This window comes from Cedecea davisae DSM 4568, from assembly GCF_000412335.2.
Lineage (GTDB): Bacteria > Pseudomonadota > Gammaproteobacteria > Enterobacterales > Enterobacteriaceae > Cedecea > Cedecea davisae.
The window spans coordinates 325,354-348,373 of sequence record NZ_KE161030.1 but is presented as its reverse complement, the minus strand read 5'-3'; the positions used below and the strand labels follow the sequence as shown (position 1 = coordinate 348,373).

Annotated in this window: 22 protein-coding genes; 9 read left to right on the top strand and 13 right to left on the bottom strand. The window is 56.4% G+C overall.

All coding sequences use genetic code 11. From position 1 onward, the window contains the following. Positions 1 to 103: 103 nt before the first annotated feature. The 5 genes from HMPREF0201_RS01710 (at position 104) to HMPREF0201_RS01690 (ending at position 3,781) form a co-directional block, all read left to right on the top strand. Positions 104 to 1,198: an adenosylhomocysteinase gene (locus HMPREF0201_RS01710; protein WP_055696382.1), complete on the top strand. Its 1,095-nt coding sequence runs from the start codon at positions 104 to 106 to the stop codon at positions 1,196 to 1,198. 122 nt (positions 1,199 to 1,320) lie between these two features. Then, positions 1,321 to 1,911: a cytochrome b gene (locus HMPREF0201_RS01705; RefSeq protein WP_039897869.1), complete on the top strand. Its 591-nt coding sequence runs from the start codon at positions 1,321 to 1,323 to the stop codon at positions 1,909 to 1,911. A gap of 16 nt (positions 1,912 to 1,927) precedes the next feature. Next, the gene (locus HMPREF0201_RS01700) at positions 1,928 to 2,464 is read left to right on the top strand and encodes a tetratricopeptide repeat protein (RefSeq protein ID WP_016534716.1); all 537 of its coding nucleotides are present in this window, start codon (positions 1,928 to 1,930) and stop codon (positions 2,462 to 2,464) included. Next, the gene (locus tag HMPREF0201_RS01695; protein ID WP_016534715.1) at positions 2,442 to 2,990 is read left to right on the top strand and encodes an RNA polymerase sigma factor; all 549 of its coding nucleotides are present in this window, start codon (positions 2,442 to 2,444) and stop codon (positions 2,988 to 2,990) included. Before HMPREF0201_RS01700 ends, HMPREF0201_RS01695 begins: the two co-directional genes overlap by 23 nt. Then, the gene (locus HMPREF0201_RS01690) at positions 2,987 to 3,781 is read left to right on the top strand and encodes an anti-sigma factor family protein (RefSeq protein WP_016534714.1); all 795 of its coding nucleotides are present in this window, start codon (positions 2,987 to 2,989) and stop codon (positions 3,779 to 3,781) included. Before HMPREF0201_RS01695 ends, HMPREF0201_RS01690 begins: the two co-directional genes overlap by 4 nt. A gap of 34 nt (positions 3,782 to 3,815) precedes the next feature. Here HMPREF0201_RS01690 and uxuR read toward each other — a convergent pair whose 3' ends face one another. From uxuR to HMPREF0201_RS01630, 12 genes are all read right to left on the bottom strand, one after another. Then, entirely contained in the window at positions 3,816 to 4,604 is a 789-nt protein-coding gene (gene uxuR, locus HMPREF0201_RS01685) for a Uxu operon transcriptional regulator (RefSeq protein ID WP_016534713.1), read from the bottom strand. 82 nt (positions 4,605 to 4,686) lie between these two features. Continuing rightward, positions 4,687 to 5,871 (bottom strand): mannonate dehydratase, encoded by a 1,185-nt coding sequence (uxuA, locus tag HMPREF0201_RS01680; RefSeq protein ID WP_016534712.1) that lies wholly within the window; start codon positions 5,869 to 5,871, stop codon positions 4,687 to 4,689. A 257-nt stretch (positions 5,872 to 6,128) separates the two neighbouring features. After that, positions 6,129 to 6,341: a transcription antiterminator/RNA stability regulator CspE gene (gene cspE / locus HMPREF0201_RS01675; RefSeq protein ID WP_039897868.1), complete on the bottom strand. Its 213-nt coding sequence runs from the start codon at positions 6,339 to 6,341 to the stop codon at positions 6,129 to 6,131. 294 nt (positions 6,342 to 6,635) lie between these two features. Next, complete coding sequence (locus HMPREF0201_RS01670; protein ID WP_039897867.1) at positions 6,636 to 7,667, bottom strand: NADP-dependent oxidoreductase; 1,032 nt, start codon at positions 7,665 to 7,667, stop codon at positions 6,636 to 6,638. An 85-nt stretch (positions 7,668 to 7,752) separates the two neighbouring features. Continuing rightward, positions 7,753 to 8,598, bottom strand: coding sequence for a triphosphoribosyl-dephospho-CoA synthase CitG (citG, locus tag HMPREF0201_RS01665; RefSeq protein WP_016534709.1), 846 nt, complete (start codon positions 8,596 to 8,598; stop codon positions 7,753 to 7,755). Further along, positions 8,576 to 9,115: a citrate lyase holo-[acyl-carrier protein] synthase gene (citX, locus tag HMPREF0201_RS01660; RefSeq protein ID WP_016534708.1), complete on the bottom strand. Its 540-nt coding sequence runs from the start codon at positions 9,113 to 9,115 to the stop codon at positions 8,576 to 8,578. Before citX ends, citG begins: the two co-directional genes overlap by 23 nt. A 5-nt stretch (positions 9,116 to 9,120) precedes the next feature. Then, on the bottom strand, positions 9,121 to 10,644 hold the full coding sequence (citF, locus tag HMPREF0201_RS01655) for a citrate lyase subunit alpha (protein WP_016534707.1): 1,524 nt from the start codon (positions 10,642 to 10,644) through the stop codon (positions 9,121 to 9,123). A gap of 10 nt (positions 10,645 to 10,654) precedes the next feature. After that, positions 10,655 to 11,530 (bottom strand): citrate (pro-3S)-lyase subunit beta, encoded by an 876-nt coding sequence (gene citE / locus HMPREF0201_RS01650; protein ID WP_016534706.1) that lies wholly within the window; start codon positions 11,528 to 11,530, stop codon positions 10,655 to 10,657. Then, positions 11,527 to 11,820 carry a citrate lyase acyl carrier protein gene (gene citD / locus HMPREF0201_RS01645; RefSeq protein ID WP_016534705.1) on the bottom strand — a complete coding sequence of 98 codons (294 nt, stop codon included), beginning with the start codon at positions 11,818 to 11,820 and terminating at the stop codon, positions 11,527 to 11,529. Before citD ends, citE begins: the two co-directional genes overlap by 4 nt. A gap of 23 nt (positions 11,821 to 11,843) precedes the next feature. After that, positions 11,844 to 12,887 carry a [citrate (pro-3S)-lyase] ligase gene (gene citC, locus HMPREF0201_RS01640; protein WP_016534704.1) on the bottom strand — a complete coding sequence of 348 codons (1,044 nt, stop codon included), beginning with the start codon at positions 12,885 to 12,887 and terminating at the stop codon, positions 11,844 to 11,846. A gap of 4 nt (positions 12,888 to 12,891) precedes the next feature. Beyond that, positions 12,892 to 13,761 carry a fumarylacetoacetate hydrolase family protein gene (locus tag HMPREF0201_RS01635; RefSeq protein ID WP_016534703.1) on the bottom strand — a complete coding sequence of 290 codons (870 nt, stop codon included), beginning with the start codon at positions 13,759 to 13,761 and terminating at the stop codon, positions 12,892 to 12,894. 23 nt (positions 13,762 to 13,784) lie between these two features. Beyond that, positions 13,785 to 15,149, bottom strand: coding sequence for a 2-hydroxycarboxylate transporter family protein (locus HMPREF0201_RS01630; RefSeq protein ID WP_016534702.1), 1,365 nt, complete (start codon positions 15,147 to 15,149; stop codon positions 13,785 to 13,787). A 306-nt stretch (positions 15,150 to 15,455) separates the two neighbouring features. On the opposite strand from HMPREF0201_RS01630, the gene HMPREF0201_RS01625 reads away from it, so the two are divergent. Together HMPREF0201_RS01625 and HMPREF0201_RS01620 are read left to right on the top strand one after the other, a co-directional pair. Continuing rightward, positions 15,456 to 17,072 (top strand): ATP-binding protein, encoded by a 1,617-nt coding sequence (locus tag HMPREF0201_RS01625; protein WP_016534700.1) that lies wholly within the window; start codon positions 15,456 to 15,458, stop codon positions 17,070 to 17,072. Positions 17,073 to 17,082: 10 nt separating this feature from the next. After that, on the top strand, positions 17,083 to 17,772 hold the full coding sequence (locus HMPREF0201_RS01620; protein ID WP_016534699.1) for a response regulator: 690 nt from the start codon (positions 17,083 to 17,085) through the stop codon (positions 17,770 to 17,772). A gap of 26 nt (positions 17,773 to 17,798) precedes the next feature. On the opposite strand, the gene HMPREF0201_RS01615 is transcribed toward HMPREF0201_RS01620, so the two are convergent. Beyond that, positions 17,799 to 19,319: a methyl-accepting chemotaxis protein gene (locus HMPREF0201_RS01615; protein WP_016534698.1), complete on the bottom strand. Its 1,521-nt coding sequence runs from the start codon at positions 19,317 to 19,319 to the stop codon at positions 17,799 to 17,801. A 298-nt stretch (positions 19,320 to 19,617) separates the two neighbouring features. Here HMPREF0201_RS01615 and proP point away from each other — a divergent pair, with 298 nt between their 5' ends. Both proP and HMPREF0201_RS01605 read left to right on the top strand, forming a co-directional pair. Next, positions 19,618 to 21,126 carry a glycine betaine/L-proline transporter ProP gene (gene proP, locus HMPREF0201_RS01610; RefSeq protein WP_039899085.1) on the top strand — a complete coding sequence of 503 codons (1,509 nt, stop codon included), beginning with the start codon at positions 19,618 to 19,620 and terminating at the stop codon, positions 21,124 to 21,126. Between the two features lie 249 nt (positions 21,127 to 21,375). Beyond that, positions 21,376 to 22,944: an ABC transporter substrate-binding protein gene (locus HMPREF0201_RS01605; protein ID WP_016534696.1), complete on the top strand. Its 1,569-nt coding sequence runs from the start codon at positions 21,376 to 21,378 to the stop codon at positions 22,942 to 22,944. The last annotated feature ends 76 nt before the right edge of the window (positions 22,945 to 23,020 follow it).

The window sequence follows — 23,020 nt, the reverse complement described above, 5'->3', positions numbered from 1 at the left end:
CCGCCTGCATTTTGCTATCCTCATGCCCGATATCGTGATGATATATTCTATAAAAATCATTAAAAACAATTAATAAGGAACCTCCGTGAACGCCCAGAACGAGATGTTTATCAAAGAGATTGAGTGGTCCCGTCGCCATATGGTTCGCACCCTGAAGCAGGTTGAAGCGCTGCCTGACTTAAGCCACGTCCGCCTCGCCTGCAATATGCATCTCGACCTGAAGATGATCCCTCTGGTGGAAGGCCTGCTGAAGAAAAACGCCAAAATATTCCTCACCACCTGCAACCCAACCACCGTGCAGGATGACGTGGTGGCTTATCTGGTCGCCGCCGGAGCCGAAGCCAGCGCGTGGCGTAATATGAGCGATGCCGACTGGCGCGATTCCTGGGAAAAAGCCATCGCCTGGCGCCCGACGCATCTTTGCGAAATGGGTGCCGACATCACCACTTTGCTGCACCAGCGCGGCGAATTTGGCGATGTTGTGGCCTGCCTGGAAGCCACCGGCTCCGGGGTTAACCGCCTTGCCGACCTGCGCCCGGGCTACCCAATCTTCAACTGGGACGATCTCCCGGTTAAAGAAGGCCTGCACAACCGCCACATGGTTGGCCTCACCGCATGGCAAACCTTCTTCCAGACCACTCACCTGACGCTGCATGAAAAACGCGTTCTGGTTATCGGTTATGGCCTGGTGGGCCAGGGCGTTGCCGCGGCTGCCAAAGCCTACGGTGGCCAGGTCATGGTGGCAGAACTCGATCCGGCTCGCCGCCTGCAGGCCGCTTACGATGGCTGGCACGTAGTTGATATTCAAGATGTTATTTCCACAACTGACGTAGTGGCAACCGCTACAGGCGCGAAGAAAGTGGTTAGCGCTGCGGTGCTGGATAAGGCAAAAGACGGCGTATTCATCCTCAACGTCGGCCACGTTGCCGAAGAGATCGACTGCGGCTACCTGCAACAATTCCCGAACGAAGAAGTGATGCCGTTTATCAACGCCTATCAGCTGAACGGCAAAACGCTGTACCTGATGGCGAACGGCTCGATGCTGAACCTGACCGCCGGATTCGGCGACAGCCTCAACGCATTTGACGTGACCCTGGCGGTGATGGCGAGCGGCATCAAACACATCGTGACCGACGGCCAGCAGGCAGAAAAAGCCGTCTATCTGCTGCCGCAGTCCGTATGGCAAAAGGCGCTGTAAGCACGCTTTGCATACCGATTATGTAAGGAGCCACCCGGCTCCTTAATTTTTTTCAAATGCCTCCGAATAAACTCCCCCGCCCGATTGTTTACTCCTTACCAGAACCTGAGGAACAAATAATCATGAGCCACCAGCCCCCTGAAGCCCGAGCCGGGCGTAAACGCTACGACGCCTTGAGCATCACCCTGCACTGGTTAACCGCCGGATGCGTTATTTTCCTGTTCGCCAGCGCCCATATCTGGGAAGCCCTCGAGCGCGGAACGCCGCTGCGCAAAGGATTACAGTCCCTGCATATCTCTTTTGGCATTCTGCTGAGCGCCATCATCCTGGCAAGGCTGGGCTGGCGCATTAGCGCCGCGTTCTCGCCATCAAGAAAGATGGAGAAAGTGCCGATGCCGGAAGCATTTCGCATCGCCGCCCACGTCACCCACGGCGTGCTGTATCTGCTGCTGATAGCTCAGGCCACGCTCGGCTTTCTGTTTCGCTGGGCGCAGGGAGAGCCGTTCTGGTTCTTCAACATCATTGAAATTCCCGACCTGTTTAACATTGACCCGATGCTGCGCCGTACCTTCGGCATGCTGCACAACAACGTGGCGTGGGCGCTGGTTATTCTGGCCGGCGCACACGCCGCCGCCGCGCTGCTTCACCACTATGTTCTACGTGACGGCACGCTACGCCGCATGCTCCCCGCCTGCAAAGGCCACTCTCGCTAACCCACAGGACAACATCATGAAAACGCATTCAACCGCTAACCTGCTGCCTTTGCTGTGCCTGGTCGCCAGCGGCCTGCTTTACTCCGCCGCCGCCAGCGCAATGGGCGATGACGATTCCAAAACGCCGGACTGCCCAAAAGGCCAGGTTTACGACAGTAAAACCAAAACCTGTCTGGTCGAGAAGAGCAGCATGATCGATGACCAGGACAAAACTCAATATGCTTACCATTTGGCAAAATCTGGCCGCTATCAGGAGGCGTTAAACCTGCTGGATACTTTGCAGCAGCCCAATACTCGCGAAGCCTGGAACTACCGCGGCTATGCCACGCGTAAATTGGGGCGAACTGACGAAGGGATCGGCTATTATCAGCGTTCCATCGCCCTCGATCCGCATTACGCCAAAGTGCGTGAATACCTCGGCGAGGCGTGGGTAATCAAAGGTCGCCCGGACCTGGCTAAAGCCCAGCTGGCGACGATTAAAACGCTCTGCGGAACCGGCTGCGAGGAGTATCGCGATTTGAAAGCCGCCATTGACGGGCACCCGGAGTCATAAGCTTGAGGGCATAAAAATCACCGTCAACGAAGTTCGTTTACAGCTGGGACTGCATCTTGCCCGCCTCTGGCGCTACGGCATGGTGCTGTCCCGCAATCGCGATGTGGCTGAGGATTTGGTTCAGTCTACCTGCGTGCGCGCCCTTGAGCGCGGCGACCAGTTTCAGTCCGGCACCCGAATCGACCGCTGGCTGTTTGCGATTTTGTACTCTATCTGGATCAACGAAATCCGCGCCCTGCGCGTTCGCCAGGGCCAGGGCTTTGTCGACGGCGACGAACTCAGCGCCCTGGCCGACGTGGAAAGCACCGAGGATCGCCACCAGTATCACGCCCTGCTACAGCAGGTCAGCGAGCTTCCCGAAGCGCAGCGCAACACGGTATTTTTGGTTTATGTAGAAGGTTTTAGTTATCAGGAAGCCGCCAACACGCTGGCTATTCCCATCGGCACCGTGATGAGCCGCCTGGCCGCCGCGCGCCTGACGCTGGCAAAACAGCTGATGCCGACGATGAAGAAGGAGCTTAAATGACACGTCAATCCTTCTCCGCTCCGTGGAGCGATGAGGCCATCGTTGCCTGGCTGGACGGCGAGATGAACGAAGCAGAGCGCAGCACCTTTGACCAACAGTTGAACGAAGACGCCGGGCTTGCCGCTCGCGTGGAACAGCTGATGCAAAGCAACCAGCCGTGGGAGCAGGCTTTTGCCCCGCTGCTACAGGATGCGCCGCTGGAAAAAATGCAGGCCAAACTCCAGATATTGCTTCACCAGCCGGTGAAGGTAAAACCGCAGCCTGAAGGGGTCAGCCGCCGCAGCCTGATTGCCGCCTCGCTCAGCTTCCTTGCCGTAGGCGTGCTGGCCGGGCGCTTTATTCATCCTGAGGAGAAAGAGCTTAGCGGTGAGCCGGAAATCCGTGACCTGATAGCCCAGTACATGTCGCTGTACAGCGCCGAAACGCTGGCGGATATCAACGTCACTCCGCAGGCGCTACAGCAGGGGCTAAACCGAATGCAGCAGGACATCGGGCTGACGCTTGCTCAGGACGAAATCCAGCTACCGGAAGCCGAGCTAAAAAGCGTGCGCATGTTGCGTTATGACAGCACATCCATCGCGCAAATCGCCTGGCTGCATGCCAGCTATGGGCCGATGGCGCTTTGTATTTCGCGGGCTAAAACCGCCGGATCGGGCGGGCTGAAACATGAGGTACGCAGAGGCCTGAACCTGGTCTGGTGGCGCGAGAAAGGTTTTGAATACGTGCTGATTGGCCGTAACCCGCAGCAGGACTTGCAAAATAGCGGCGAACTGTTGCAACAGCAGATCTAAAAAAGGCCAGCTCATCGGCTGGCCTCACGGGCGCTTAACGTTCCGTTTCGTTTAGCGGCCAGGACTCGAACAGATAGCCGTCGAAATTAATATCATCGACGTCGGACAGTGCCAGCAGCCGGTTTTTTACATTTTCCAGATGCTGCCACATGGCATGTTTGGCGGCTTTGGCGTCTTTTTTGATAAGCGCAGCCAGGATAAGCTTATGGTCGCTAAGCCACTCGCTGCGATAGTGATTATTTTCCAGATGGCTGTGCAGCTGAACCCACATCGGGTTGTTCTCGCGCCACTGCCAGGATTGCCTGAACAGCTCCACCAGCATGCTGTTATGGGTCGCCTCGGCAATCGCCAGGTGAAACTGCCTGTCGCCGCTTTCCCCCTCTTCCGACGCCAGCTCCTGCTCTTCAACCTGCAAAGCACGGCGCATTTTCATGATGTCTTCGCGGGTGGCCTGCTGCGCGGCGAACTCGGCGATATTGCTCTCCAGCAGTTGGCGAGCCTGCAATAGCTCAAACGGCCCGGCATCGTTGCACTGCGTGGCGGAAACCGTCTCTCCGGCAATCGCCTGGCGGGGCATAGCAATAACAAAAATACCCGCACCGCGCCGGACTTCAATTAGCCCCTCGATTTCCAGCATGATCAGCGCTTCACGCACTACGGTGCGGCTAACCGCCAGTAAAGAGGCAATCTCCCGCTCCGGCGGCAGCCTGTCGCCCAGGGCATACTGCTGCCCGGCTATCATCTCGCGCAGCATCACGCCCACTTCCTGGTAAGGGCGCTGCGGCGGGACGGCGGATTTTTCGTGGGTTTGAGGTTTCATCATTGCTCACAACAGGCCGGGAATGCGCCAGACTATAGCATAATTGGTTGACCCATTCCCTTGCCCCGGTGAACGTGTGCAGGCTTTATTTCGGGAAGAAGGCCCGCTGGATAGCCAGCTCAACCCCACGAACCTCCGCCAGCCCTTTCAGGCGGCCAATCGCCGAATAACCCGGATTCACTTTCTTTTTCAGATCGTCGAGCATCTGGTGGCCGTGATCCGGGCGCATGGGGATCAGGTCTTCCCGCCCGGCAGCCTTGCGGCGCTGCTCTTCTTCTGCGATAGCCTTCACCACTTCATACATATCCACATCGCCATACAGATGAGCCGCCTCATGGAAGGTCTTCGGGTTATCTTCCCGCAGCGTGGAGCGTAAATGGGTGAAGTAGATGCGCGGGCCGAAGCGTTTAATCATCCCGACCAGATCGTTGTCGGCGCGCACGCCGTAAGAGCCGGTACACATAGTGAAACCGTTCGCCTCGCTGCTAACCGCCTCGACCATCCACTGCATATCTTCCACGGTAGAAACAATGCGCGGCAGGCCGAGAATTGGGCGCGGAGGATCGTCCGGGTGCACCGCCATGCGAAGCCCCACTTGTTCGGCAACAGGAATAATACCGCGCAGGAAGTAAGCGAAGTTCTCGCGCAGCTTTGTTTTGTCGATATCTTTGTAGGTATCAAGCCGGGCGCGGAACTGATCCAGCGTGTAGCCTTCTTCCGCTCCGGGCAGGCCAGCAATGATGTTGCGCGTCAGACGGGCTTTTTCTTCATCGCTCATTTCGGCAAAACGCCGGTTCGCCTGCTCAATTTCTTCGGCGCTGTAGTCCGCCTGCGCACCTTTGCGTTGCAGGATGTGCAGCTCAAAGGCGGCAAATTCGATTTGGTCAAAGCGCAGCGCTTTGGAGCCGTCCGGCAGCTGATATTCGAGGTCGGTTCGCGTCCAGTCCAGCACCGGCATAAAGTTGTAGCACACGGTATATATGCCGCACTGCGCCAGGTTGCGCAGGCTCTGGCGGTAGTTTTCAATCCACAGGTCGTACTGCCCGCTGTGGGTTTTGATCTCTTCGTGGATTGGCACGCTTTCAACCACCGACCACTCCAGCCCAGCCGTCTCAATCATCGCTTTACGCTTGAGGATCTCGTCCACCGGCCAGACTTCGCCGTTTGGAATGTGATGCAGTGCGGTGACAACGCCTGTGGCACCGGCCTGGCGCACATCGGCCAGCGTTACCGGATCGTTCGGACCATACCAACGCCAGGTTTGTTTCATGTAGCATCCTCGATAGCTTTTAATTGGTTGACCACCCAATCTCGCGACTGAGCACCATGATTCATCCACTCTATGACGAACAAATTCGGCTAATTTAGCCAGGCTGTCAATCAGAGAAGAATAATTGGTTAACCAAAATCACAATTTAGCACACAACATTGAGGATAAATCGCGAAAAGCTATAGGACATCTATAAACTGCGGGCACAAAAAAACCCGCCTAAGCGGGTTTTTTAACTACTGAAACGTCAGGCTGGATTACAGCGCAACAACGTTAGCAGCAGCTGGGCCTTTAGCGCCGTTCTCGATAGAGAACTCAACTTTCTGGCCTTCGTCGAGAGTCTTGAAGTTATCGCTCTGGATTGCAGAGAAGTGTACGAACACGTCTTTGCTGCCGTCAGCAGGAGAGATAAAACCGAAACCTTTCTCAGCGTTGAACCATTTTACTAAACCAGTCATTTTGTTAGACATAGATATTACCTTTTTCATTATCTTGAGCCACTAAACGCGGCGAACATGGTCTGTTCAGCAGAGTTGGACTTATTCGGGCACTTAGGAGGAGACTCGAGAAGAAGGGATATCTAAGATAGCGCTTGAACTGAGGACTGCTTTACTAAAACTGCTTTCATAAGGTCTGTGTTCCAAACCGAGAGCTAATCTCTCACGTCCTTACTCATTTATCAAGAACAACTTTCAAATAAAAAATATTCTCATTTAATTTCCCGGGAAATGGGCCCTCTCTTCCGCGGAGGAGAGGGGGTTGTATTACTCAGCCACCTTAACAATCAACTTGCCGAAGTTCTTCCCGGAAAGCAGGCCCTGGAACGCCTCGACGCTTTTCTCCAGGCCGTCCACAATATCTTCGCGGAACTCAATCTCACCGGCAGCAATCCATTCGCTCATCTGTTTAAAGAATTCTTCGTAACGATGGCCGTAATCCAGGCTGATGATAAAACCTTCCACGCGCATGCGTTTTTTCAGAATGGTCGACATCAGCAGCGGCAAACGGTCTTGTTCAAAGGCGCTATTTTCACCGTTGTACTGGCTTATCATGCCGCAAACAGGGATGCGCGCTTTGGTGTTAAGCAGCGGGAGCACCGCGTCAAACACCGCGCCACCGACGTTTTCAAAATAGACATCGATGCCGTTCGGGCAGGCTTTTGCCAGCTGTTCGGCAAAGCCGCTGGCGCGGTGATCGAGACAAACATCAAACTTCAGCGTCTCTTTTACATAGCGGCATTTCTCTTCCCCGCCTGCAATACCAACGACCTTCGCGCCACGCAGGCGAGCGGTTTGCCCGACAACGGAACCCACGGCTCCGCTGGCCGCCGCTACCACCACCGTTTCACCCGGCTGCGGATTGCCGATATCGGTCAGCCCCATATAGCCGGTAAAGCCCGGCATCCCAAGCAGCCCCAGCGCCCAGGAAGGATGCGCCATATTTTTATCCAGCTTGCGGAGCCCTTCGCCGTTCGAAATAGCGTAGTCCTGCCAGCCAGCATAGGACAGCACCAGGTCGCCGGGCTGATAATCGGGATGCTGAGAGCTTTCCACGCGGCTAACGGTCCCGCCAACAATCACTTCGCCGATACCAATGGGTGCAGAGTAAGATTTGGCGTCACTCATGCGCCCACGCATATACGGGTCGAGTGAAAGATAAAGAGTGCGCAGCAGCACCTCGCCTTTACCGGGCGCGGGCACGGCGATCTCTTCCAGATGAATATCTTCGCGAGTTGGCATGCCCTGCGGGCGCTGTGCCAGGACGAAGCGACGGTTTTTATCAGCAGACTGGGCCATCAGGAGCTCCTTAGTTTTCCAGAGTGAAAACTTCAGACTAGTCAAAATCGGGCTGGGGCAGCATGAAATTCGTGCGGCATAGGATTTATGCCGCAACTTCCGCTAAAACGATACTTACGGCCAGCAGATCGGCGCTGCCGCCGGGGCTGAGATTACGGGCCATCAGCTCCGAGTCCATCTGCTGTAAATCTTCTGTCGTCCAGCCCTGTTTCAGCAGGCGAGCGGCATAGCGCTGCACGTAGCGCAGGCCGGTCAGCCCGCCTCGCGACGCCAGATTGGTATCAGGATTAACCGCCATCAGGCGCAGCATCGCATTCAAAAGACGGCGCTGCGGGTCGGCTTCCTGATGCCAGTAAGGCAGCACATGTTGGCGTACCGTCAAAAATCCGCTTTCGGCTTCGCCACGCGCCCCGGTCAAACCAAACTGCTGATACAGCCTTTCACCAACGGTTGCCGCCTTACGCGCCATAACCAGCTCTCTTTCCACCAGGCCGCTGCACATCTCACCCACCGTGGCGCACAGCTTCGCGGCGGTCAATTTTTCCCCCTGCCCCAGCAGGCGGCCTGCGGCGGTAGACAGCAGCCCGAGAGAGAACACGCCGCCTTTATGCGTGTTCACCCCGCCGGTGGCCTGATACATCGCCTGCTCGCAGGCTATTCCGGCCGGGCGGATCAGCCGCAGCATTTCACCGCTCCCGCGCCCGGCGTGCTCAAGCCCAAGCGCGTGAAAAGTGCCGAACCACGGCGATATAGCGGCGATACTGCGAAGAAACATCGGCAAGTCCATATCCCGATGCGAGCCGTTATTTGCGCTATCCACCAGCCCAGGCTTTGGCGTCAGCCAGACTTCATCCAGCAGGGCCTGCCGCACCAGCCCCGGAACGTCCGGCAGCGACGCGGCGACGGGATTAATCTCTGGCAAACCAGCCATCTATTAGCCTCTCTACGCGTTGAGTCACCTCATCCAGCGGATGGCGGCGGGAACGGGCGCAGGCATGAGCCGGTTCGTTACATACCAGGCAACGTCGCCCCGCCATATCCAACGAGCTTCGCCCCACCGGGCCGTTCTCCGGGCAGATAACATCTGCGTCCCACAGCCTGCCGAGCGGGTGAGTTTGCTCCAGCTCTACCGTTGCCGCTTTCAGCTCGCTAGCCGCATGTGCCACGCTCCACATCGCTTCCGCCCCGGTTGGCAGCCAAAATACCTGCCTCTCCAGCACCGGCCAGTGACGCTGCCACAGCAGCTGATCGCACGCCTGCAAAGCCACCGCCATGCAGTTGCGGTAGCGAATGCTGTCTTTAACCGGACCGGGCGTCACCAGCGTCAGGGAAAGCACCGGCTGCCGGTGGCGCACCAGCCAGTCATGCTGCCTGCGGGCGCGCTTCTCTTTGGCCTCCAGCAGCGCTTCAAGGGTAATGCCTTCATGCTCCAGCAGGGCTTCGCTCATGGTGTTTACTCCTCTTTGACCTGGCGCACCACGTCGATCACGCTGCCGTCACGGTAGCGGATCACGCCGACAATACGCCGGGTGAACTCGATAGGCCTTGGCTCCCCGGTCAGGGAAATGGCGCGTTTGTAGAGATCTGCGATATCCACAACTTTCACGCCCGCGGCCAGCAGCCGTTCGCGGATCTCCGGGCGCGCCGGATTCACGGCAATGCCGTGGTCGGTAACCAGGACGTCGATACTTTCACCCGGCGTTACCCGCGTGGTGACGCGTTTGACTACGGTCGGAATGCGGGTGCGCAGCAGCGGCGCGACCACAATCGTCAGGTTTGCGGCGCTGGCTACGTCGCAGTGGCCGCCGGAAGCGCCGCGCATGACGCCGTCGGAGCCGGTTATTACATTGACGTTAAAATCGATATCTATCTCTAAGGCGCTGAGAATAACCACGTCCAGCTGGTCGCAGCTGGCGGCTTTTGCCGTCGGGTTGGCGTAGACGTTGGTGGAGATCTCAACGTGGTTCGGGTTACGCGCCAGCGAGGCCGCTGCCTGTCCGTCAAAGCATTGAGTATCGAGCAGCTTTTCGATCAGGCCTTTCTCATGCAGATCAACCAGGCTCCCGGTGATCCCGCCCAGCGCGAAGCGAGCCACCACGCCGTTGCGTTCCATTTTCTCTTCCATAAAGCGCGTGCAGGCGGTAGCCGCCGCGCCGGAGCCGGTTTGCATTGAGAAACCGTTACGAAAATACCCCGAGTGCTCGATGACTTCGGCGGCCGCACGGGCAATCATCAGCTCGCGCGGGTTGCTGGTGACGCGGGCCGCGCCCACGCTAATTTTGGCCGGATCGCCGACGGTATCGACCTTGACGATGTAATCCACTTCGTCCTGTATCAGGCTGGCGGGCATATTGGGAAACGGCACCAGTTCTTCGGCCAGTAGCACAACTTTGCGGGCAAAGTGGGCGTCCACTTTGGCATAGCCAAGCGAGCCGCAGCAGGATTTACCGTGAGTGCCGTTGGCATTGCCGAACTCATCGCTACACGGCACGCCCAGAAACGCCACGTCGATGTTCAGCTCGCCGTCCTGCAACAGCTTCACGCGGCCGCCGTGGGAGTGAATTTGCACCGGCTCGTCCATCAGGCCGTGAGAAATAGCCTCCGCCAGCTTGCCGCGCATGCCCGAGGTGTAAATACGGGTGATAACGCCGGAGCGGATGTGCTCGATAAGCGCTTCATTGCAGGTCATCAACGAACTGGAGGCCAGAGTGAGGTTTTTAAAGCCGAGGCGAGCGAGCGTGGCGACTACGTGGTTAATCACGCGGTCTCCCTCGCGAAACGCGTGATGGAAGGAAATGGTCATGCCGTCTTTCAGCCCGCTTTGGGCAATCGCCTGCTCCAGCGTGCCGCAGAGTTTGCGGTTTTTCTTCGCCTCAGCGTCCTTAAGCCACGGGGTAATCTGGTGCGCACCTTCAAAATCAGTGAGATGCGAAAGATGCGGGTAATCGAGGTGCAAAAGTTCAGTCATATTGCTCATTGTTTTATCCTTAGCGACGCACGCCGGAAGCAGAAGCGCGTTCCAGCACCACCTGCGCGTGATTGATAATTGGCGCATCAATCATCTTGCCGTTGAGCGACACCACGCCCAGCCCGTTACGCTCGCCTTCATCCGCCGCGGCAATCACCCGGCGAGCATAATCAACCTCTTCCTGAGTCGGCGCGTAGGCGTTATGCAGCAGCTCAATCTGCCGTGGGTTAATCAGCGATTTCCCGTTGAAGCCCATCTTGCGGATCAGCTCGACTTCGCGCAGGAATCCCGCTTCGTTATTCACGTCCGACCAAACCACATCGAAGGCATCAATTCCTGCGGCACGAGCGGCATGCAGCACCGCACAGCGAGCATAGAAAAGCTCCGTGCCGTCGCCGCGTTCGGTCTGCATATCCATCACGTAGTCAAACGCCGCCAGCGCAATACCGATAAGGCGCGGGGAGGAACGAGCAATAGCCACGGCGTTTATCACGCCCACGGCGGACTCAATCGCCGCCATTAATTTGGTGGAACCCGGCTCGCGCCCGCACGCTTTTTCAATGCGTTCAAGGTGCGATTCAAGCAGGAAGATATCTTCCTGCGTATCGGTTTTCGGCAGGCGCACTACGTCCACACCGGCGCGAACTACAGCTTCAAGATCGGCAAGACCAAAAGGCGTATTCAACGGATTGATGCGTACCACGGTTTCAATATCGCGGTACATCGGATGCTGGAGCGCGTGGAATACCAGCACGCGGGCGGTATCTTTCTCGCGCAGGGCAACCGCATCTTCCAGATCGAACATGATCGAGTCCGGGCGGTAGATAAAAGCGGTTGAAAGCATGGCGGCATTGGCGCCGGGGAGAAATAGCATGCTGCGACGGAGTTTTTTCATTGTAATTTTTCCCAGTCAATTTGTTCGACGTTGGCCGCACGCAGCACCGCGCTTTGCAGCCGGGCGCGGATCACGCAGTCCAGCGCGCCTTTGTCTTCAAGAATAAAAATGCCCTCTTTCACCCCGAGCTGTTGCAGGGTCTGCTCCGCTACTTTGCGAATCTGCTCGCCAAACTGCTTTTGCACTTCGCTGTGGGTAATCAGGCTGAATTCCCCTTCGGCGGGAGCCACCCGCACCAGCAGATCGCTGGACTCGAGCGTGCCGGCTAAAGCTTCCTTAACTATTTTCATAAGGCTTTGTCCTGGTTAAAAAATCAGGCCACATCCAGAGCGTAATAACGCTGGAGATGGCTAAAGGTTGTTTCCGGGACTATTTCCCGGATGCGGGCCATTTGCTGGCTCTTGAGTAAGGCACGGACTTCCGAGGCGGATATCGCCCGCCCGGCGGCATGGCATTTACGCGGCAGCTCCACCACCTGAAGCGAGGCCGCGCTATGGTTGCGGTGTACCTCAAGCCAGTAGCGCATGGCCTGGTTGTACTCACGCGTGACGGCGCAAAACGGTTCGTTGCCAACAAAACGGTGGGTGATTCCGAGCGCGGGAGCGATGTAGTCGCGGAAAATCATCAAGTCCATCGCGCTCCAGGTTTTGTCGATAAGGCCGCTCTCCTTCAGGAAATAGCCCGGAAAAGTGGCGCGGGAAATCAGGTAGTCGGAACCCCGATGCACGATGACGTTCGGCAAATGCGCCACGCCCCGGCAAACCATCTCCCAGCGCTCTTCAAACGGGAAAAAGGAGGCGTCTTCACGTACCACGAACAGATGCAGCCAGTCGCAGCGCGCCGCCGCCTGCTCCGCTAAATAGCGGTGGCCCAGGGTGAACGGGTTGGCGTTCATCACAATCGAGCCGATGCGGCTCCCGGGCTTGCGCTTTTTTTCCAGCCCGGCGCAGTAGCGGCTAATGCCGACGGGCGTGTTTTCCATCAGCACCGCCGTCTCTTCCACCTGCACCAGCGGCCAGAAGCCGCCCTGGCGAAAGCGCTCAAGATTGTGCGGGCGAGTAAACAGAAACAGATGCGCATTGCCGCGCTCCATCGCCATGTGCTGTATCTCGCCCAGCAAACGAACGCTGAGGTTATCGCCGCGCCAGGCCTCATCCACCGCCACGCATTTGATGGTGCGCCACGCCAGCCCCGCACAGCCCACGATCCGGCGTCCCGCAGCGGCAACCACAAACAGCTGAATATCGCCGTCGAGGCCGAGCTGATTGCATTCCAGTAGCTCACGGATCGCCGCCAGCTCCTGCGGCTGTCTTAGAGGATCGACGGTTCTGAACTCAATGGGTGTGGAGTGGTACATGGCGTTAGTGAGCCACCGCCACGGCGGCCTGCGGCGCACGCGCTTCAACGATCACGTTGCTGAGATGGCCGATGCGTTCAATTTCAACTTCAATACAATCGCCCGGTTTCATAAACAGCGGCGGCGTGCGTTTTTTACCTACCCCGCCCGGAGATCCGGTAATGATCACATCGCCAGCGCCGAGCGAAGTGAAGGTGCTGATGTATTCGATAAGCTCCGCCACTTTGTGGATCATGCTGCTCGTGTTGTCTTCCTGCACCATGCGGCCGTTAAGCCAGGTGCGGATCGCCAGATCGTGAGGATCGGTAATTTCGTCGGCGGTAGTCATCCACGGCCCAAAGGAACCGGTCTGTGGCCAGTTTTTTCCGGCGGTAAACCAGCTGTGCTGCCAGTCCCGTGCCGAACCGTCCATGTAGCAGCTGTAACCGGCAACGTGGCTCAGAGCATCTGCGGCGGCGATATTCACTCCGCCTTTGCCGATGATCACCGCCAGCTCGCCTTCGTAATCAAATTCGCTGGAGTGGTGCGGTTTAACCACCGGGCCGTTATGTCCGGTCTGGGAATCAGCAAAGCGCACGAACAGCGTGGGAGCCGGGTTGTGCTGGTCAAACTCTTTGCGCTTGTCGGCGTAGTTCATGCCAACGCAGAGGATCTTTTCCGGGCGCTCAATCACCGGCAGCCAGCTGACATCGGCGGGAGAGAAGTCGGCGGCCTGCCCGGCAAACGGCAGAGCTTCGTGTACGGCATCCGCCGCCAACAGGGCCTTAAGATCCGCAAAGCGGGTGCCTAAGCGACGGCCAAGATCAACAATGCCTTCCGGCGTAACGATGCCGTAGCTACGCTGACCCTGCAGTAAATAACTCGCGAGTTTCATAACAGTTCCTGGTTAATCAAAAATCAGACAAGAAAGTTGCCAAGCACCAGCAGCGCCACCGAAACGTTAATTGCGCCGCCGATGCGGGTGGCAATTTGTGCGAACGGCATCAGCGACATGCGGTTGCCTGCGGTAAGAATCGCAACGTCGCCGGTGCCGCCCTGCCCGCTCTGGCAGCAGGAGACAATCGCCACGTCGATAGGATGCATACCGATTTTTTTACCGACGAAGAAGCCGGTCGCCACCAGCGCGCTGACGGTGCTGACGATGACCAGCAGGTTGTTGATGGTGAAAGCGTCAACCAGCTCGTTCCACGGCGTAATCGCCACGCCCACGGCGAAGAGGATTGGGTAGGTGACGGCGGTCTGGAAGAATTTATAAACCACCTGCGAACCGGCAAGCATGCGCGGAGAAACGCCGTGGCAAAGCTTGATAAGAACGGCAACAAACAACATGCCGACCGGTGCAGGCAGGCCAATCAGTTTGTGCAGCAGCATGCCGACCATGTAGAGCAGCACCGCCAGCAGCGCGCCGGAAGCGATAGTAGTAACATCCGCTTTACCGCTGAACATCGACGTGGAGGGCTCTTTCTCACCGTTGGCTTTTTTGCCCGGCATCAGCTCCCCTTCCCCGGTCAGATGCGGGAAGCGCTTACCCAGTTGGTTCAGGCAGCCGGAGATAACAATCGCCGTCAGGCTACCCAGCATCACGATAGGCAGAATGCGGCCCAGCGCCACGCCCTGGTCCATATGCAGCAGGGTGGCATAGCCGATGGAAAGCGGAATAGCCCCTTCGCCCACGCCGCCGGCCATAATAGGCAAAATCAGGAAGAAGAAGATCTGGAAGGGTTCAAGGCCTAACGCCAGCCCAACGCCCATGCCAACAACCATGCCGACCACTTCACCGCACAGCATCGGGAAGAAAATGCGCAGGAAGCCCTGAATCAGCGCGGTGCGGTTCATGCTCATGATGCTGCCGACGATAATGCAGCAGATGTAGAGATAGAGAATGTTGGTGGATTTGTAGAATTTGGTGGTGGACTCTACCACGACATCCGGCAGCAGCCCGTAATAGACTAGCGCGGAAGGGATAAAGGTGGCGCAGATGGCGGCGGCGCCCATTTTGCCGATAACCGGCAGGCGCTTACCAAACTCGCCGCAGGCGAAGCCGAAGAAAGCCAGAGTGGCCACCATCACCACGATGTCGCTCGGCAGCTTGCCGCCCAGGCAGTCAATGGCTATCAGCGCACCGGCCAGAACAAACAGCGGCAGCGGGATAATGCCCACTTTCCAGCTGTCGAGAATATGCCACCAGCGCTCCTTCATCGACGGCTTATTAATATCAATAGGTTCTGGAATGATGTTGTAGGAATCATCGGTCGTGCTCATAATCAAGCTCCTTATTTTAATTTGTCGGAGCAGACTAAAAGATTAAATACCCATGTAATGTGAGGGCAAGCAGATTAAAACCGTTAATTTAAAGGCATCTATGGCGTTAATGGTTTTAATTGTTGGCGTGGTTTTTATGGTTTTTATTAATAGGCTTAGAGAAACCTTAAGCTGGCCTAAAAAACAGCAGATAGAGGATGAAAAACGCCGTTGCGTGAGGTTGTTCAAACTTTCACTCAAAGCCACGTAGACTGCGGCTCATCAGTGTTAAGCTGGCGTCTTGCTCTGCTGAATACACGCTGGATTATGAAAGTCTCTTTTCAAATACGCTTATTTATCTACCTCGTCGCCTTTTTTTCGGTGCTATTTTGCATGCTCGGCACCTATTACTATTTCGACGTTGGCCGCCAGCTTTATCAGGAAATGAGCACCCGCGCCAGAATTCAGGCAGAAGATATTGCCTTAATTCCCACATTAGAGGATTCTGTAGCCAGAAAGGATATTCCGGCAATCCATAGCTTTATGCAAAAACTGGTTAGCCACAGCGACGCCAGCTTTATCGTTATTGGCGATGACCACGGCATCCATCTCTACCACTCGGCCTACGCAGACCGGGTGGGCAAAACCCTGGTCGGCGGCGATAACGAAGAGGTTTTACAGGGCAAAAGCATTACCACTTTGCGCCAGGGCGGCCTTGGTCTTTCATTACGCAGCAAAGCGCCGATTTTTGACCAACACGGCAAAGTCATCGGCATCGTTTCCGTCGGCTACCTGAAAAGCTATCTCGACGATGTCACCTCCGGCAAAGTGATTAATATTCTGCTGGCCGCCGCTTTTCTGCTGGTCGCCTTATTCGTTTTTTCCTGGTACTTCACCCGCAGCATTAAAAAGCAGATGTTTTCCCTGGAGCCCAGGCAGATAAGCCTGCTGGTGCGCCAGCAGAAGGCGATGATGGAGTCGATTTATGAAGGGGTGATAGCCATTGATAGCCAGTCGCATATTGAGGTTATCAATAAGGCGGCGAAAAAACTGCTCGGACTGAACCAGCCTTCGCGCGAGATCAGAGGCAGGCAGCTTGCCGAGGTGATTAACCCGGTCGCGTTCTTCAACCCCGAAGTGATGCTGGCTCGCGATACCCACGACGAAATTTGCGCCTTCAACGATCTCAGCGTGGTGGCAAGCCGGGTGCGCATCGAACTGGAGGGCAAGTTGCAGGGATGGGTTATCACCTTCCGCGACCGCAAGGATATCGACAGCCTGAGCTTCCAGCTAAGCCAGGTAAAGCGTTATGTCGATAACCTGCGCATCATGCGTCATGAGCAGTTAAATCGTATGGCAACGCTTGCCGGGCTGCTGCATATGGCACGCTACGACGAGGCAAAACGCTACATCAAAGCCCAGTCTGAACATGCTCAGGAAGTGCTGGATTTTGTCTCAGCACGTTTCTGCTCCGCCACGCTTTGCGGGCTGCTGCTCGGGAAATATGCCAGAGCGAGAGAAAAAGGGGTGGTGCTGGCGTTCGACCCGGCCTGCAGCATGACCCGCATGCCCGCTAACGTGCCGGAGTCAGAGCTGATTTCGATAATTGGCAACCTGCTGGATAACGCAATTGAAGCCACGCAGCGCGCCGAAGGCGAACACCAGCCGGTTGAAGTGTATATCGTGCTCAACGAACGAGAACTGGTGATTGAAGTGGCCGATCACGGCGTAGGCATTGCCCCGGAGCTGCGTGAGCATATTTTCACCCCCGGCGTCACCACCAAAACCCACGGCGATCACGGGCTGGGGCTGCACCTTATCGCCAGTTATGTTGCGCTGGCAAAAGGCAGCGTGGAGGTTTCCGACAACCTGCCGAGCGGAACCGTTTTCTCGGTCTTTATTCCAGACGTTGTCGTTCCGGGCAGCAACCTCAACCCAACGTAAGGCTTTTAGTATGCAGAATGAAATGATTAATGTGCTGATCGTGGAGGATGAGAGCGAACTTGCCGCCCTCCATGCGGAGCTTATCGATAAGCACCCTCACCTCCATCTGGTTGGCATTGCCAGCAGCCTGGCCGCCGCCCAGCGCCTGATGCGCGAAAAGCAGCCTCAGTTGCTGCTGCTGGACAACTATTTGCCCGACGGCAAAGGCATCACGCTGTTCGGCAGCGACCTGCTCAAGCAGTATCCGTGCTCGGTCATTTTCATTACCGCCGCCAGCGATATGGATACCTGTAGCCAGGCCATCCGCAGCGGCGCGTTTGACTACATCCTGAAGCCCGTTTCGTGGAAGCGTCTGAGCCACTCTCTGGAGCGCTTCGTACAGTTCAGCCAGCAGCAGCGCGAATGGAAAGTGGTCGATCAGCAAAACGTCGATAAGCTTTATGAACTACAGGCAAGAAACGCCCCGCTCGACGCGGGCAGCAAGGGGATTGAGGAAAATACCTTAGAGCTGGTGCAGCGCCTGTTTCGCGAGGGCGAAGCGCAGCGCTGTTTTTCAGTGGACGACGTGGTAAGCGAAACCAAACTGAGTAAAACCACCGCCCGCCGCTACCTGGAGCACTGCGTCGAAAAAGGTTTTCTCAGCGTAGAGATGCTGTACGGCAAAATTGGTCACCCCCGCCGTTTATATAAGCGCAGCTGAGCGGATAATTTATCCGCTCTACGTCGTTATCCCAGCACGGTTACCGCATCCTGCAGGCGGGTAGCGCGGTGTTTAACCATCGCTGAAACCTGCGCACCTTCTTCCACCAGCGCGGCGTTTTTCTGAGTGATGGAATTTAATTCCGCCACCGCGCGGGTGATATCCGCCAGGCCATCGGCCTGTTCCGAAGTGGCATGGCTAATCTGGCCGAGAAGCTGGGTCACGTTTTGTACCTGAGCCACGATGTCCTGCATGGTTCGGCCCGCCTCGTGAACCTGTACCGTGCCCGACTGTACCTTGCTGGCGCTGGCGTCGATAAGCTTACGGATATCGTTGGCCGCACTGGCGCTGCGCTGAGCCAAATTGCGAACCTCACCGGCAACCACCGCAAAGCCTTTACCCTGCTCACCGGCGCGGGCCGCTTCTACCGCCGCGTTAAGCGCCAGAATATTGGTCTGGAAGGCGATGTCGTTGATAAGGGTAGTGATAGAGCCGATGCGCTGCGTGCTGTCTGCGATATCGTCCATGGTGGTCACCACGGTTTCCATCGCGTGGCCGCCCTGGGTGGCTGCATCGCTGGCGGAGCTGGAAAGTTTGTCTGCCGCCGCCGCGGTTTCCGAGTTGGTTTGTACCGAAGCCGCCATTTGGTTCATGGTCGCCACGGTTTGCTGCACGTTGACCACCGTCTGACGGGTACGCTCGTTAAGATCGTCATTACCCTTGGCCATGGCTTCGCTGCCGGTACGCACGTTTGCCACCTGGCTGCTGACATCATTAATCAGCCAGCGGCACATCAGGCCAAGCTGGCCGATAGAGCGCAAAATGGTGCCAATTTCGTCGCTACGCTGTAGGTGCTTAACGCGGTGGCTGTTGCCGGTCGCTACTTCCAGCGCCTGGCGTTTAACGTTTTCCAGGGGACGTGCGATTTGCCACTCCAGCAGGATACAGGCAAGTGCGGTAAACGCCGTAATGGCCAGCATTTGCAGCGGGTTCTCGCCGAACGCAAAAGCGGCGGCCATCAGTAGCACAAACAGCCCGCCCATCAGCCCGCGAATACGCCAGCGCAGGGAAAGCGTCGGCAGCTTGCCAAACAGGCCTTTGCGCAGTACCAGGCCTTTGTAAACGGTCTTGTTGCTGCGCCCTTCGTTCAGGGCCTTATACAGCGGCTCGGCGGCGGCAATTTCTTCCGGCGTGGCCTTGGTGCGAATCGACATATAGCCGGTCGTTTTGCCGTTGCGCACCACCGGTACGGCATTGGCCCGCACCCAATAATGGTCGCCATTTTTACGGCGATTCTTCACGATGCCGGTCCACGGCTCGCCCTGTTGCAGGGTAAACCACATGTCGGCAAATGCCGCTTTCGGCATATCGGGATGCCGCACGACGTTGTGTGCAGCGCCGCTCAGTTCATGAAGCTGGTAACCGCTGACCTGCACGAAGGTATCGTTAGCGTGGGTAATGTAACTTTGCAGATCGGTGGTGGACATCAGGGTCGTATCGTCATCGAGCGTGTATTCGCGCTGGGTGACCGGCACATGGGCGGACATAGCAACTCCCTTTGAGAGGTTATCCAGATGTTAATGCTTTAGTGGTATCTATGTTATGTCGGCGCAGTGAAATTTTACTTTAGTTAAAAAATTTGATATTGATCACACTTCCAAGTATTAGCCACAATATTAATGAGACTAGCTTAAGCATTGCATTTTAAATAGTTTCAATGTGTTATTACTTGTTCACCTCTCTTTGCTGGCACCTGAACTGAGTGCTGCTGTTTTCGCCAGCGTTTGTTCATCGGCACACTACACTTACAGAGGGAATTTTTACCCCCGCAAGGAAAACTCGAGGATAAAAAATGTTAAAAAGGAAAAAGTCAGGCCGATTAAGGTCAGTGATGTCACTATCATTGACGATGCGCGCCTGAAAAAAGCCATCACTGCCGCCTCACTCGGTAACGCGATGGAATGGTTTGATTTTGGTGTTTATGGTTTTGTTGCTTACGCCCTGGGTAAAGTCTTCTTCCCGGATGCCAGCCCAAGCGTGCAGATGATTGCCGCGCTGGGGACCTTCTCTGTTCCTTTCCTGATTCGCCCGCTGGGCGGCCTGTTCTTTGGGATGCTAGGGGATAAATACGGTCGTCAGAAAATTCTGGCTATCACCATCGTCATCATGTCGCTCAGTACCTTCGCCATCGGGCTTATCCCGTCTTATGCCACCATCGGCATCTGGGCACCTATCCTGCTGCTGCTGGCCAAAATGGCCCAGGGCTTCTCGGTAGGCGGCGAATATACCGGGGCGTCTATCTTTGTGGCCGAATACTCACCCGACCGAAAACGCGGCTTTATGGGCAGCTGGCTGGACTTCGGTTCAATAGCCGGATTTGTCTGCGGCGCGGGCGTCGTGGTGCTGATTACCGCGATTGTCGGCGAGGAAAGCTTCCTCGAATGGGGCTGGCGTATTCCGTTCTTCCTGGCGCTGCCGCTGGGCATCATCGGCCTCTACCTGCGCCACGCGCTGGAAGAGACTCCGGCGTTCCAGCAGCACGTTGAGAAAATGGAACAGGGCGACCGCGAAGGCCTGGCTGAAGGGCCGAAGGTATCGTTTAAAGAGATTGCCACCAAACACTGGCGCAGCCTGCTGGTGTGTGTCGGTCTGGTGATTTCCACCAACGTAACCTACTACATGCTGCTGACCTACATGCCGAGCTACCTCTCCCATAACCTGCATTATTCGGAAGAGCATGGGGTGCTGATAATCATCGCCATTATGGTGGGGATGCTGTTCGTACAGCCGATGATTGGCCTGCTGAGCGACCGTTTTGGCCGCCGTCCGTTTATCTTCCTCGGCAGTCTCGGCCTGTTCCTGCTGTCTATTCCGGCGTTTATGCTGATTAACAGCAACGAAATTGGGCTGATTTTTGCCGGTCTGCTGATACTGGCGGTGGTGCTGAACTTCTTTATCGGCGTAATGGCATCCACTCTGCCGGCGATGTTCCCGACCCATATTCGTTATAGCGCCCTTGCCAGCGCCTTTAACATCTCGGTGCTGATTGCGGGCGTGACGCCTACGCTTGCGGCCTGGCTGGTAGAAACTACCCAGAACCTGATGATGCCTGCTTACTACCTGATGGTCGTGGCGATTATCGGCTTTATCACCGCCATCACCATGAGAGAGACGGCGAATAAACCGCTGAAAGGCGCAACGCCGGCGGCCTCTGATATTGCCGAAGCTCGTGAGATTGTTCAGGAGCATCACGATAATATCGAGCAGAAGATCGAGGACCTGGATAAGGAAATCGAAGACTTACAGGCGAAACGTACCCTGCTGGTGCAGCAGCACCCGCGCATAAACGAGTAGTTTTTCCCTCCTGACTAAGGGGTACAGGGAAAGAATGAGAAAGCCTCCGCCTTTGCGTGGAGGCTTTTTTTTGCGCCTTTTCCCTGCGAGGAAAACTGAAGGAATGAGGATTCTCAGCACTTTATGGCATTGGATATATCGTATATTTATATGCAAAGCGCAATTTTGACTTTGTGAATTGCGATAACTCACCTAACGTAAATACACTTAGAAAAAGCCGATAAAAAACACAATTTACAGGGTGCACACATGCAAAGAAAAGTTCTGCCATTACTGCTGCTTGCCGCGCTGTCCGCGGCTTCTCATGCCGCCACGCCGCCGGATACCCTGGTTGTCGCTCAGGGACTGGACGATATCGTCAGTCTCGACCCGGCCGAAGCCAACGAGCTTTCCAGCATTCAGACCGTGCCAAGCCTTTACCAGCGCCTGGTGCAGGCCGACCGTACCGACCCGGCTAAAGTTGTGCCAATTCTGGCCGCCAGCTGGGAAGGCGATGCCGCCCATAAAAAGCTGACTATTAAGCTGCGTCCGGATGCCAAATTTGCCTCCGGCAACCCGCTGCGCCCGGAAGACGTTATTTTCTCTTACACCCGCGCGGTGACGCTGAACAAGTCCCCGGCCTTTATTCTCAACGTGCTCGGCTGGCAGCCGGATAACATCGCAAGCCAGCTGAAAAAGGTCGATGAGCACACGCTGGAAGTACACTGGACGGCGGACGTCAGCCCGGCGGTAGCGCTGAATATTCTCTCCACGCCAATCGCCTCCATCGTCGATGAAAAGGCGGTAGAGCCTAATGTTAAAGCTGGCGACTTCGGTAACGAGTGGCTGAAAATGCACTCCGCCGGTAGCGGCCCGTTCAAAATGCGCGTCTATCAGCCGCACCAGGCCATCGTGCTGGACGCCAACCCAACCTCGCCTGGCGACGCGCCAAAAGTTAAAAACATCATCATTAAAAACGTGCCCGATCCGGCCGCTCGCCGCCTGCTTATCCAGCAAGGTGACGCCGACATCGCCCGTGATTTAGGCTCTGACCAGACCAGCGCTCTGGAAGGTAAACCGGGCGTGAAAGTGCTGAGCATTCCGAGCGCCGAGCAAAACTATCTGGTATTTAACGTCGGCAATAACGCTAACCCACTGCTGAAAAACCCGGCGCTGTGGGAAGCGGCTCGCTACCTCGTGGACTACCAGGGGATTACTAAAGATCTGCTGAAAGGCCAGTATTTCGTGCATCAGAGCTTCCTGCCGGTCGGTTTCCCGGGCGCGCTGGAGAACTCACCGTTTAAATTTGACCCGGCTAAAGCCAAAGAGATCCTCGCCAAAGCGGGAATTAAAGACGCTCACTTCTCTCTGGACGTGGAAAACAAGCCGCCGTTTATCACCATTGCCCAGTCCATGCAGGCGAGCTTCGCCCAGGGCGGCGTGAAGGTTGATTTACTGCCTGCCGCCGGTAGCCAGGTTTACGCCCGCGTTCGCGCCAAACAGCACCAGGCGGCGATTCGCCTGTGGATCCCTGACTATTTCGACGCCCACTCCAACGCCAGCGCCTTCGCCTATAACGACGGCAAGGCCAGCACCGTTGCCGGACTGAACGGTTGGCAGATACCAGAGCTGAGCAAGCAAACGCTGGCGGCAGTTGCCGAAGCTGACCCGGCCAAACGCAAAACGCTCTACACCAAACTGCAGGAAGAATTGCAGCGTAGCTCCCCGTATGTGTTTGTTGACCAGGGTAAAACCCAGGTGGTGGTCCGCGATAACATTAAAGGCTACCAGCAAGGTCTGAATGCGGATATGGTGTATTACGACAACGTCACTAAGTAATCAGACAACCCTCACTCTACCCAGATTGTTCCCCTCTTCCTGACCGGGAGAGGGCGGGGTGAGGGTTTTATTACCC